The sequence below is a fragment of the Brevundimonas vitisensis genome, from assembly GCF_016656965.1.
Taxonomy (GTDB): Bacteria; Pseudomonadota; Alphaproteobacteria; order Caulobacterales; family Caulobacteraceae; genus Brevundimonas; species Brevundimonas vitisensis.
This window is the reverse complement of the sequence record NZ_CP067977.1, coordinates 1,572,737-1,585,136: the sequence shown is the minus strand read 5'-3', so window position 1 is coordinate 1,585,136 and position 12,400 is coordinate 1,572,737. Positions and strand designations below refer to the sequence as shown.

Genomic DNA, 12,400 nt, shown 5'->3' with positions numbered 1-12,400 from the left:
AAAACGCCCTGCGGTCCGAGGACCACAGGGCGTTTTCAATTTCAGCCGATGGGATCGGACGATCAGGCTGCGGGGCCGACGCCCTGTTCGGCCAGCCATTCGACGATCTTGCCCTTGGGCATGGCGCCGACCTTCATCGAGGCCATGGCTCCGTCGCGGAACAACATCAGGGTGGGGATGCCCTTCACGCCCAGCTTGGACGGGACCATGGGGGAATCGTCGATATTGACCTTGGCGATCGTCACCTGACCGGCCAGTTCGTCGGCGATCTGTTCCAGGGCCGGGCCGATCTGCTTGCAGGGGCCGCACCACTCGGCCCAGAAATCGACCAGCACGGGCTGGGAGGATTTCAGGACGTCGGTTTCAAAGCTGTCGTCGGTGACCTTCAGCGTGGCCATGGGATTCTCTTTCGTCTGTGGGGGCCGTCGGGCCCGCGCGGTGTCGAGGCCCGATGTGGGGGTGTTTCCGCCGGAAATCAACGGACGGGCGTCAGGGCGCGCTCCATCAGTTCGGGCGGCACCGCCATCAGGTCCGGGCCGTCGGTCCAGACCAGGGCCGCCTCGACCGCACGCCCTGGATAGAGCCGTTTCAAGACCGCGACATAGGCGGCCAACTGACGGACGTAGGCAGGGTCCGCGTCCTCGATGCGGCCCGGTGCCGGTCGGTTGGTCTTGTAATCCACGACCAGGACCCGGTCGGGCGTCACGACCAGCCGGTCCATCCGGCCCGATATGGTGACGCCGGGCGGCAGGCCGGGGGCCGACCCGGTGACCGCCACCTCGGCCCGCGAGCCGGGCCCGAAGACGGGGGCGAAACGGACATCATCCAGCACGCCAAAGGCGGCCGCGATCATTTCGGCGCGCTGCTCGTCCGATAGGCCGCGTTCGCGCGACAGCATCCGCACAGCCGCTTCGTGCCGCGACGCCGTCGGCAGATCGGGCAGACGCTCCAGCAGTCGGTGGATCAGATCACCGCGCCGGAACCGGCCCAATCCGCCCGCCACGGCCAGGGGCGAGGGGGCGGCGATACGGATCGCCTCGTCCATCTGTGACGGAGACAGGAAACGCGCGGTGGGGTCGGCGGCTGGCCGTTGCCGAACCCAATCCGGCACACGCACTGCGGCCGCTGTTGCCGCGTCCTGCCGCACCGCCATGACCACAGGATCGACCCCATAGCGCAGCCGTCCTTCGCCCAGATCGCGAATGGCACCGGGCTGCGTCTCGCCCAGGCGCTGGAAGGTTTCGGTCAGGACCGACCACCAACTGCCTTCCTCGAAGCCTTGCTTCTGCTTTTTGGTGCCCTTGCCCAGGATGATGATCCGGTCGCGGGCCCGCGTCAGCGCGACATAGAGCAGGCGCAGAGATTCTGCGTCCGTCCGGTCAACCCGCGCCTGACGCACCTCGGCCGAGCGGGTGCAGTCGTCGTCCTTTGACCCAGGGCACATCAGCCAGGCTTCGCTGTCATCGTCCAGGGCGACGGGCATCAGGGTCGGGCCCATCGGTTTGGCGCGCGCGGTGGTGTCCGGCAGGATGACGATGGGGGCCTCCAGCCCCTTGGCCCCATGCACGGTCATGACGCGCACCTCGCCGCGCGCACCCTCCATCTCGCGCTTCACCTCGACGTCGGCGGCCTCCAGCAGGAAGAGGCAGGTTTCCAGATCGGTACCGCCGCGCCCCTCGGCCGCCAAGACCTGGGCCAGGGTCTCGTCGATGGCTTCTTCGGCCTCGCGGCCCAGCCGGGCCAGGATGCGTGCCCGGCCCGAGCGGCCATCGGCCCCCACCCGGTTCAGGATGCCGGAGAAAAAGGCAAACGGATCGCGGTCGCGGGCACCGATGGCGGCCTGCATCAGGTCGCGCGCCTCGGTCCAGGCGGGGTGCTCGCCCGCGCGGGCCTGAAGCGTCCGCCACAGACTGCGTCCGTCGCGGTCGATCTTGTCGGCCAGGGGATAGAGGCTGTCAGCGTCACCAAAGTCAGAGACGTCGCACAGGGGGCTGCGCAGCACCTCAGCCAGGCTGAGATCGTCACCGGGATAGAGGGCAAAGCGCGCCAGAGCCATCAGATCGTCAAAGACGATATGGGCGTTCAGCTTCAGCCGGTCGGCCCCGGCCACGGGCACGCCTTCGCCCTTCAGGGCGCGGATGATCTCTTCGAAGGTGGCATCGCGGCGGCGGACCAGGACCAGATAGTCGCCATAGCCGACGGGGCGCCGGGCCCCCTCGCGCGATTTCGGATCATGGATGGCGATGCCGCTCTCGACCTCGCGCCGGATGCTGCGGGCCAAGGCCTGGGCCAGCTGTTTGCGCGCGCTGGCGGTGCTTTCCTTGTCGACGGGCGCGTTCCACGCCTCGCGCGCCGGGATCTCGGGATCGAGGAACAGGGGCCACAGGTCCACGGTGCCGCGCTCGCCCATGCGGGCGGGCTGGTGGACGGTGATGTCGCCCACTTCTCCGACCAGGGCGCAGCTGCGCTCTGGCCCGGCGAAGGTGGCATCGACAAAGGCCAGCACGTCCTCCGTCGATCGGAAGGAGGTGTCCAGCGGCACCTGCTGGAACACGGCCCCGGCCCCACGCACCAGGGTGTCATAGAGCTGAGCCTCCTGACGCAGCCGCTCCGGGCGGGCTCCCTGGAAGGAATAGATCGACTGCTTCTCGTCACCAACGGCAAAGACCGTGCGGGAAATGCGGGGCTCGGTACCCCGGCGACCGGCCCCCGCCCCGGAAAAGAACTCCTCGGTCAGGGCGCGGAAGATCGCCCATTGCTCGGGCGCGGTGTCCTGGGCCTCGTCGATCAGGACGTGTTCGATGCCGCCGTCCAGCTTGTACAGAACCCAGGCGGCGGTCGCGTGCCGGGTCAGAAGATCGACCGTGTGGCGGACCATATCGCCGAAATCGAGAGCGCCGCGTGCCGCCTTGGCCGCTTCGTACAGGGCGGCATGGGCGCGGGCCAGGGTCAGGACCCTGACGGTGTCCTCGGCCACGCGCAGCGACCGCAGACGATCCAGGACGGCGAGATATTTCAACTGGACCCGCGCCAGATAGTCGGCGGCAGCGGGCGGGGCCTTCTTTGTGCCGAACGTCTCGCGCGCAATGCCCTTGGAGTCGATGAACAGCGGCAGCATCGCCTCGACCGACCCCTGCGGCGGCAGGGTGGCGCGCATCAGGGTGGCGATCTTGATGTCGTTGGCGGAACTGGTCGCGAAGCCGTCGGCGGCGGCGGACCAGTCGGCCGGGTTCAGCCAGGCCAGGAAGTCCGCTTCTATAGCTTGGGCGGTATCATCCGGGCTGACCCCGACCAGGGTATGGGGATCGGGGGCCTCGCCCGCTTCGACGCGGGCGACATAGTCGGCCAGGGCATCGCGGCGGGCCTCCAGGGTGCCAAGCAGGTCGTTGAAATTGTTCCACGCCAGGCTGACCGCAAAATGAGCATAGGCCTGGCCCAGCGGCCCCTCGGGATCGGCAAAGGCGGCCTGAGCCAGACTCTCGCGTGCGCCGTGGGACAGGGCGGTGGCGGCCGCGTCCTCCAGGACGGTGAATCGGGGCGAAACCCCCGCCTCCAGGGGAAAGCGGCGCAGCAGCTTCTCGCAGAAGGCATGGATGGTCTGGATCTTCAGACCGCCCGGCGTTTCCAGGGCGTCAGCGAACAGACGACGGGCCTCGGACAGGTCGGCATCAGAGAACGTCTTGGGGTCGCGGTTGTCCAACTGAGCGAGGGATTTGCTCAGCGTATCGTTGTCGGCCACCGCCCAGTGGCCCAGCTTTTCGAACAGTCGGGCCTGCATCTCGGCGGCGGCGGCCTTGGTATAGGTCACGCACAGAATCTCGCCGGGGCGCACCCGGGCCAGCAGCAGTCGCGCCACCCGGTCCACCAGTGTGGTGGTCTTGCCCGATCCGGCATTGGCGGTGACGAAAACCGAGCGGGCGGGATCGGCGGCGGTGACCTGATGGGCGCGCGCCTGTTCGACGGGTGACGGTGCGGTCATTCCACGGCCTCGTCTTCGCCGCCGACCACATGCCATTCCCAGACGCGGGCCAGATGGTCGTAGTTGCCGCCGAAATTGCCCATGAACTGCGGCGCGACCCAGGAGGCGTAGGGCGTCGCCACGTCGTCGAAGGCGGCGACACCGTCACGCAGGCGGTTCAGCTCTCGCTCGGCCAGCTGGGCCGCGTTCAAGGTCTGCTTCCCGGTCATCTTGGCCACGTCGGCGACGGAGCCGACTTCGCCGCGTCCGGTGATCTTCACATAGAGCAGTTCCGTCGCCTCGGTCGCGGGGGCAGTGGGGGCAAAGCCGCCCGCGGCCATGATCGCGGCGGTCAGGGTCAACTGCGGCGCGAAACCGGCCAACACCTCCTTCTGGGACGGGGTGCGCCCGGTCTTGAAGTCGATCACGGCGGCGCCATCGGCATCCAGCTCGATCCGGTCGGCCTTGGCCGTCAGAGTGAAGGGCCCGACCGGCGCATCGAAGGTCATCTGACCGGTCTGTTCGATCAGCAGGGTGGCCCCTCGCGCGCGGCGTTCGCGCTCGAAACGGTCCAGCCAGCGGGCGCAGTGGCGGGCCAGCGGCACCTCCCGCGCCATGGCCGCGTCCTCGAACCCGGCCTCGCGCAGGGCCTGATGGATGAAGTCTTCGATCTGGGGCGCACAGTCTTCGGGCAGGGTATCGGGCCAGGTGGTGACGATGCGCTCGATGGCGGCGTGAATGGCATTGCCACGCGCCATGGCCTCGGCCGAGGCTCCGGGACGGTCCATGACCTTCAGGCCCAGGATGCGCTGGGCATAGACGGCATAGGGGTCGCGGACCCAGCGCTCTATCCCGGTCACCGGCATTTCGCGCGGGCGCCGGTCGACGGGCGGGCGGGGCATCGGCCGCTGCGCATAGCGAGGCGGGCCCGGCGCCGGAGCATCCAGGGCGCGCGCCAGTTCGGCCACTTCTCCGGGCCGCGACAGGGTGACCGGGGTTGACGGGCTGTCGGCCCCGCGCGTCATCATCTCCAGCCGCCAGAGCCAGCGGGACTTGACGGCAGGCTGCCCTCCCCGGCGCTCGCAGTGCACTAGGATCGCCTCGTCCGCGCAGGCCGCCTGGACGAAGTCCTGTGCCGTCTGACCCAGACGACGCTCAGGCGGCGGCAGGTCCAGCGCGCCGCGCATCGGTCGCGACAGAAACGGATCGACCGGTGCGGCATTGGGCCAGACGCCTTCCTCCAGCCCGGCCAGGATCATGCGGTCGGCCCGGACCAGCCGCGCTTCGATGGCCCCCAGGATCCGAAGCGAAGGATGGGTGGCCCCCCCGGTGCGAACCGTCTGATCGCCAAGCAGGCCCTGCACCAGTTCTGCGAAATCGATGCTGCGGATGGTCCCCAGCGACGCCCCGCCCTCGATTAATGCGGACAGCAGGCCGGACGCGGCCTCTCCGTCTGGTCCGGACCAGACGGCCTGACCGGCCAGGGCCTCGACGAGTTCGGTCAGGGTACGGGCGGCTTGATCCAGCGGGGCATGACCGTCGTCGTCGAACGGCAGGCGTGCCTGGGCCCACAAGGCTTCCAGACGGTCGGCCAGACTCTGCGCCTCGGCCAGACGGGCCTTGCGGGCGTCCGAGACGATGTCGCCGTCGCGCTTGGGCTGGGTGGCCCTCAACAGGCGCTTTCGGATTTCGGCCCAGTCGCGGGGGGCCGGGCCGCGCAGGGCGTCGGCCTCCAGCACCGGGGCGGCGTCCAACCCCTCCAGCCGGATCAGAGGTGACTTCAGAAGGGCCAGCAGGGTCTGGGGCTTCAGCGACTTCTGGCCCGTCGGCGGAGCCATGAATCTGGCCGCCAAGTCGATAAAGACGCCGGCAGGCATCCGCGACAGCGGTGTGCCCGACGAGGAATCGGCCACGATGCCCCACCGCTCCAGCCGCGCAGCCACCCGGCGGCCCAGGGCCAGGTCCGGCGTCACGAGGGCACAGGTGCTGGGTCGCCCGTCCGGCTGAACCCTCTCCAGCGTCTCGCGCATCATCAGCGCCAGGGTGGCGGCGGCGTCCTCTTCATGGCGCAGGGTCAGGACCGACAGCCCCTCCAGGCCCAGGGCAATCGGATCGGCAGCCTGGTGCGGCGCGGCCTCGGCGCGAAGGCGCGCAATCTCGGCTCGCCAGTCGCTGGTGGCGCGTGCCGGGCGCAGGGCCTCGTTGATCAGGCGTTCTCGGGCCAGACCGCGCGCACTGGGAACGGCAGGGGCAAACCAGGGCCGCCCGGCGTCACGCGGAACCTGATGCCGGTCGAGCAGGCGGTAGAGGGCATTCTGAGGGTGCTGATCCTCGTCTCCCAGCCCGGCCCAGACGCGGGCATCCAGACCAAGGTCCAGTCCCGGCAGGACGACACACCCCTGGGGTGCCCGCGCCACGGCATGCAGCACATCGGCGGCGGCCGGCACCGAGCCGGTCGATCCGGCGGCAATGACCGGACCGGTCGGTGGATCATCGCCCCAGCGCGTGGCCAGCAACCGCAGCAGCGAGGCCTTGCGCCAGGCCGGATCGACCAGGCCGAGCGCCGCCAGTCGCCGGGGCCAGGCCTCGATCGCCAGGCCGAGGAACCGGGCCGATTCCTGCCAATGCTGGGCCAGGTCACCCTCGACCAGGGTGGCGACCCGGCTCGGGTCCTCGATCTCCTCCAACTGGCAGGAATCCAGAAATCCGCCCAGGGCGTCGGCCATTTCCAGCGCGCGCAGGGGCTTCAGGCCGGGCTCGAATTCCTCGACGATCATCCGCGCCATCTCGAACCGGCGGGTCAGCGGCGCGATGGCGGGCGGCAGGTCCAGACCCAGTTCGCCGGGAGCGAAGGGCGGCTCGTCCTCTTCCAGATCCCCCAGGGGCCGGACCTGGGGCAACAGCACCGGGCGATCGCCTGCCTGCTGGGCCAGGGCGGCGGTAAAGGCCCGCGCCGCGCGGCGGTTCGGCAAAAGGATCACCGCATCGGACAGGGTTTCGGGTGCGGCGTCTCCCAGCCAGTCCAGAACCCCAGCCGCCAGATCGACCAGGAACGGCCGATGCGCCGCGATCGTCCACCAGCGGGGCGCATCGCCATGGAAGGGATCGAAGCGGGAGGTCATCCGCCCTTGAGCCGGGCTTCGGCCTGATCGCGGGCCACGGGATCGCCGACGTGCATCCAGTCGCCGTCCATGACGCAGCCGAACAGACGCCCGGCCGCTGCCGAGGCGCGCCACAGGGGACTGAGCGAGAAGGGACCCTCGGGACCGGCCGCGGCATAATCGGGCCGGGTAATGTGCACCCCCATATAGGCATAGGGGGCCGAGGCGGCCTCACCGCGGAATCTCAGCGCGCCGTCCGGCTCCAGAAAGAAATCGCCGTCGCCCTCGAAGCCGATCGATCCCTCGCGCCGGGCCAGCAGCAGGGCGGCGTCCATGCGGTCCGGGTCCCACAGGCGCACGAGGTCGGCCAGGGCATCGCCCCGGTCGATCCAGACGCTGTCGATATTGGCCACGAACACCGGGTCAGGACCCAGCAGGGGCGCGGCCTTCTTCAGGCCCCCGCCGGTTTCCAGCAGTTCCGCCCGCTCGTCGGAAATGACCACCGTCGGCGACGTCCGTCCGGCCAGATGCGTCTCCAGCCGGTCGGCGAACCAGTGGACATTGACCACGGCGCGGCCGACGCCCGCCTCGGCCAGCCGGTCCAGGACATGGTCGATCAGAGCCCGTCCGCCGACCTCGACCAGAGCCTTGGGGCGGTCGTTGGTCAGGGGCCGCATCCGGGTGCCCAGACCGGCGGCCAGGACCATGGCCGTTCGGGGGGCGCTCATTTCCGGGCCTCCGCCGGAACATGGCGGGCGAACCAGTCGGCGACCGCTTCCATGCCGGGGGCCTTCAGATTGCTCTCCAGATGGGCCCACATCCGAGGCATGAATTCCCGGTATCGCGGCTTTCCGTCCCGGGCGATCAACCGGGCGAAAATGCCCAGGATGCGCGCCTGGTTCAGGGCCGCCAGAGCCGCATACTGGGCCATGAAGGCAGCGCGATCGACCTTGGGCCGCAGGGCGAAATAGTGATCCAGCGCCATCGCCTCGACCTCGGGCGGGACGTCGCGGCGGGCGTCCTGAAGCAGGGAATGCAGATCCCAGCTGGGATGGGCCCGCACCGCATCCTGGAAGTCGATCATGCCGACGCGGGCCGGGCCGTCGCGATCGGCCAGCCAGATCAGGTTCTCGGCATGATAGTCGCGGTGGGCGATGACACTGGCTCCTTCGGCCCCGGTCCGGACGATGGGCGCCCAGGCCGCCTGCCAGTCGGCGACCGCCTTGGCACCCAGATTCAGCGACGGCACGAGCCGGGGCATCCATTCCACGAACAGGTCCGCCCCGCCCTGGAGCGCGGTTTCGTCATAGGCCAGCAGCGGCCAGTCTCCGGCAGGTCCAGACAGAACGTCCGGCACCGGATCGCCGTGAAGCCGCGCCAGGGCCTCGATCGCGGCCCGATACAGGGGGCGTTCGTCCTGACCGGCCAGAATGGCGTGAGCGAACAGGTCGTCGCCGAAATCCTCGATCACGGCCAGGCCCAGGGGGGCGTCGATGGCGACGATCTCGGGGGCGGACAGGCCGACCCGGCGAAGGTGAGTGGCCACAGCGGCAAACGCCTCGATCCGCCCGGCGGACAGGCGGGCCACCGCGTTCCAGCCCTTGGCGTGGCGCTGCTCGGGGCTCCAGGACGGATCGCACGGCTGGCTCTCGGCAGAGGGGGCCTGATCCATCAGCATCAGGGTCGATCCCGCGGGCGTCGTCAGCCGCTCATAACGGCGGGTCGAGGCATCGCCCGGCAGGGGCGCGCGCAAGGCGTCCGAGAGGCCGGCGGCCTTCAGGAAATCGAGGCGGAGGGTTTCGCGATCAAGGTCGGACATGCGTGATCTTCGTCTCCCACAGGCCTACGCCTGAAACGGTCGCATAGCGGCCTTCGCCGTCCGGTGACAGCGTGATCTCCAGCCGGTGCGGCGTCAGGGCTGCGGCACCATCCGGCCCCAGGCGTTCGGGCCATTCGATCAGGGCGCACCCATCCTCCAGCGCTTCGTCCAGACCGATCTCATAGGCCTCGTCCGGTCGTGTCAGCCGATAGAGGTCGAAATGGGCCAGCGGCGGATCGGCCTCATAGAACTGAACCAGGGTAAAGGTGGGCGAGGGGACGTCCTCGTCCGGCCGGGTCAGGGCTCGGATCAGGCCGCGCGCCAGGGTCGACTTGCCCATGCCCAGCGGCCCGTAAAGCAGCACGGCCTCGCCAGGGGCCAGCAGGGGGGCGATGGCTGCGCCCAGGCGGGTCGTGGCCTCGGCATCGGCCAATACGATCTTCATGCGAAATCCGCGTCCGGCTGACTGGGCAGAACCCGCTCGGTAAAGGCCTTCAGCGCATAGGTGGCACGCGCCGAATCAATGTCGATGCGATGGGGCGGGATCGGCTTGCCGACGCTGAGACGGAAGGGTTTGCGCTTCTTGTTCAACAACTCGTGGAACAGGGTGATGTCCCGCAGCTCCTGCGAAAACCGGTCGAACAGGTGGAACAGCCGCGAGTACGGTCCGGTGACGTGGATCGGCACGACGGGGGCGGCATATTTGCGGGCCATGGAGGCGGCGGTGGGGGCCCATTCGGGGTCGGTCAGCTGACCGCCCGGCCCGGTGCGCGCCAGCCGTCCGGCGGGAAACAGGACGACACAGCGCTCGGCCTCGAACGCCTCCTTGGCGGCCTGCAGAGTGGCGCGGGTCTTGTCGCGTGTGCGCTTGTCGACCACCCATTCCACAGGAATGACCGCCTCGCCCAGACGCGGCGAAACGCGCAGGGCATCGGCATTGGCAAAAAAGATCGCATCGGACCGGCGTTTGCGCACGGCGTCATAGACAGCGATTCCGTCGGCGATGCCGGTCGGGTGATTGGCGACGACGATGCAGCGACCAGTGGCCGGCAGGCGGTCCAGGTTCATCACCGACACCTTCAGGTCGAGCAGTCCGGACATATAGTCGAGTGCCTCGGCGCCGGACAAAGGCTTGACCGCATCGGCCATGGCCCGCGCCTGGCGATAGCCCAGCAGACCGTAAAGCAGGGGACGCACGACCGGCCAGGCGATTGAGCCCGTCAGGCGCGGTGCTCTCTCGGCAATCAGGACGTCACAGATATGGGCCTGACGCCGGGACGAAGGGGGCGGGGCGGGGACAGAGGAATTCATGCGCTCTGGTTGTCGCCGCTCGCGCCGGGCGAGGCAAGCGCGATGCCGGCCTCGCAGGACGCGCGGTCGCCGTGTTAGGTCTCAGGCCTGATTGAGCAGGCGGGGGCAGACCATGGGGCATCTCAGAGCGGGCATGATGGCGTGTGTCCTGGCGCTGCTGCTGGCAGGGCCGTCGCTTGCCCAGGCCCCCGCAGCGACCGCCGAGGACCCGGCGCGGCTGGGCCTGCGCACCCTGGCCATGATGGAGCGGGTGTCCGATCCGCGTCTGTCGCCCGATGGCCGATCCGTGCTGTATTCGGTTCGCACCACCGAATGGGAGGCCAACCGCGGGGTGTCGTCCCTGTGGCTGGCGACGGAGGGGCAGGCACCACGTCGTCTGGCCATCTCGGATGGCGGGGCCGGGACCGGGCGCTGGGCGGCCGACGGACAGTCGATTTACTTCCTGTCGTCGCGCGGCGGCTCAAGCCAGGTCTGGCGGACCGATCGCGAGGGGATGGCCGCCGTCCAGGTGACCACCCTGCCGGTCGATGTCTCGGGGTTCCGCGTCGCCCAGGATGGACAGGCGCTGATCCTGGCTCTGCCGGTCTTCGTCGACTGCGCCGATCTGAAGTGCACGCGCGACCGGCTGGACGCGGATGCCAAATCCCCTTCGACGGTTCAGGGTTATGATCGGCTGCCTCTGCGCCAGTTCGATCGCTGGAACGACGGGCGGCGCAATCATCTGTTCTACCTTCCGCTGAACGGTTCAGGGCTGGCCCAGGGCGCGCCGCGCGACCTGATGGCGGGTGTGGATGCAGATGTCCCATCCCAGCCCCAGGGCGACGAGAGCGACTATGCCCTCAGCCCGGACGGCCAGGTCCTGATCTATTCGACCCAGACGCAAGGGGCCGGCGAGGCCTTTACCAACAACAGCGATCTTTTCCGCGTGCCGGTGGCCGGCGGAACCCCGGTCAATCTGACGGCGAACAACACCGGCCCGGACGGATCGCCGGCCTGGTCCCCGGACGGTCGCCGCCTGGCCTGGCTGGCGGCCCCGCGCGAGAACGTCGGCGGGGACCAGGCGGCGGTGATGGTCGCGGCGGCCGATGGATCGAACCCGCGCAAGCTGACCGACTGGGATCGAGGGGCGGCCAGCCTGACCTGGCGCTCGGACGGGCAGGCCCTGCTGGTGACCGCCGCGGACGACGGTCAGTTGAAGCTGTTCGAGGTTGATGCCCGCACAGGAGCCATTCGGCCGCTGGTCGAGGACGGTGCCGTCAATGGCGTCGAGGCGCGGGCCGGACGCATCGCCTATGTCCGCGACGCCTTCGACACGCCGGGACAGGTCTGGGTGCGTCAGGGAGGATCGGCTGCGCGTCAGGTCACCCAGCACAATGCTGCGGTTCTGGCTGCGCTGGACATGCCCGCGGCCCAGCCCTTCACCTTCTCGGGCTGGAACGACGAGCCGGTGCGCGGCTGGGTCTTTCCCCCAGCAGGTCAGGTGGCGGGAGAGCGCTATCCGGTGGTCTATCTGATCCATGGCGGCCCCAAGTCGCCCTGGACCAACAGCTGGTCCTATCGCTGGAACCCGCAGGTGTATGCCGCGGCGGGCTATGGCGTGGTCATGGTCAATTTCCACGGGTCGCCGGGATACGGCCAGGCCTTTACCGACTCGATCAACGATCACTGGGGCGACCGTCCGCTGGAAGATCTGCAGAAGGGCTGGACCGCCGCCCTGGCCGCCAACGACTGGATGGACGGGGACAGCGCCTGTGCCCTGGGGGCCTCCTACGGCGGCTATATGGTCAATATGATCGCCAGCCAGTGGAACGCGCCCTTCGATTGTCTGGTGAACCACGCCGGGGTGTTCGATGTGCCCCAGCTGATGAACGCCATGGATATCGGCAACTTCATCTGGGAGTTCGGCGGCCCCAGCTGGGAGCGGATGACGCTGTACCGCCAGTTCAGCCCCGGCGACCATGTGTCGGACTGGTCCAAGCCGATGCTGGTGCTGCATGGCTCGCGCGATTTCCGCGTGCCGATGGAGCAAGGACTGGCCACCTTTTCGGCCTTGCAGCGGATGGGCATCCCCAGTCGCTTCGTCCATGTGCCGGATGAGAACCACTGGATCCTGAAGCCGCAGAATTGGGTCGACTGGCAGCAGGAGATTCTGGACTGGACCGCACGCTGGACGGCCCCCACTCCCTGAGCCCCTGGTTTCGTCTGCTTTCG

8 protein-coding genes are annotated in these 12,400 nt (G+C 69.0%); 1 reads left to right on the top strand and 7 read right to left on the bottom strand.

Annotation, left to right across the window (positions count from 1 at the left end; all coding sequences use genetic code 11):
* Window positions 1-62: 62 nt before the first annotated feature.
* From trxA to JIP62_RS07985, 7 genes are all read right to left on the bottom strand, one after another.
* A complete protein-coding gene (gene trxA, locus JIP62_RS08015; RefSeq protein ID WP_201101592.1) occupies window positions 63-398 on the bottom strand; it encodes a thioredoxin in 336 nt (111 codons plus the stop codon).
* A 77-nt stretch (window positions 399-475) separates the two neighbouring features.
* A complete protein-coding gene (gene addA, locus JIP62_RS08010; RefSeq protein WP_201101587.1) occupies window positions 476-3,979 on the bottom strand; it encodes a double-strand break repair helicase AddA in 3,504 nt (1,167 codons plus the stop codon).
* On the bottom strand, window positions 3,976-7,080 hold the full coding sequence (gene addB / locus JIP62_RS08005; protein WP_201101577.1) for a double-strand break repair protein AddB: 3,105 nt from the start codon (window positions 7,078-7,080) through the stop codon (window positions 3,976-3,978). The genes addA and addB overlap by 4 nt, the downstream gene beginning before the upstream one ends.
* Window positions 7,077-7,787 (bottom strand): N-acetylmuramate alpha-1-phosphate uridylyltransferase MurU, encoded by a 711-nt coding sequence (gene murU, locus JIP62_RS08000; RefSeq protein WP_230974690.1) that lies wholly within the window; start codon window positions 7,785-7,787, stop codon window positions 7,077-7,079. The genes addB and murU overlap by 4 nt, the downstream gene beginning before the upstream one ends.
* On the bottom strand, window positions 7,784-8,878 hold the full coding sequence (amgK, locus tag JIP62_RS07995; protein WP_201101570.1) for an N-acetylmuramate/N-acetylglucosamine kinase AmgK: 1,095 nt from the start codon (window positions 8,876-8,878) through the stop codon (window positions 7,784-7,786). The genes murU and amgK overlap by 4 nt, the downstream gene beginning before the upstream one ends.
* A complete protein-coding gene (tsaE, locus tag JIP62_RS07990) occupies window positions 8,865-9,323 on the bottom strand; it encodes a tRNA (adenosine(37)-N6)-threonylcarbamoyltransferase complex ATPase subunit type 1 TsaE (RefSeq protein WP_201101564.1) in 459 nt (152 codons plus the stop codon). Before tsaE ends, amgK begins: the two co-directional genes overlap by 14 nt.
* Window positions 9,320-10,189, bottom strand: a complete 870-nt coding sequence (locus JIP62_RS07985; RefSeq protein WP_201101557.1) for a GNAT family N-acetyltransferase — start codon at window positions 10,187-10,189, stop codon at window positions 9,320-9,322. The genes tsaE and JIP62_RS07985 overlap by 4 nt, the downstream gene beginning before the upstream one ends.
* A 112-nt stretch (window positions 10,190-10,301) precedes the next feature.
* Here JIP62_RS07985 and JIP62_RS07980 point away from each other — a divergent pair, with 112 nt between their 5' ends.
* Window positions 10,302-12,377, top strand: a complete 2,076-nt coding sequence (locus JIP62_RS07980; RefSeq protein WP_230974689.1) for a S9 family peptidase — start codon at window positions 10,302-10,304, stop codon at window positions 12,375-12,377.
* The last annotated feature ends 23 nt before the right edge of the window (window positions 12,378-12,400 follow it).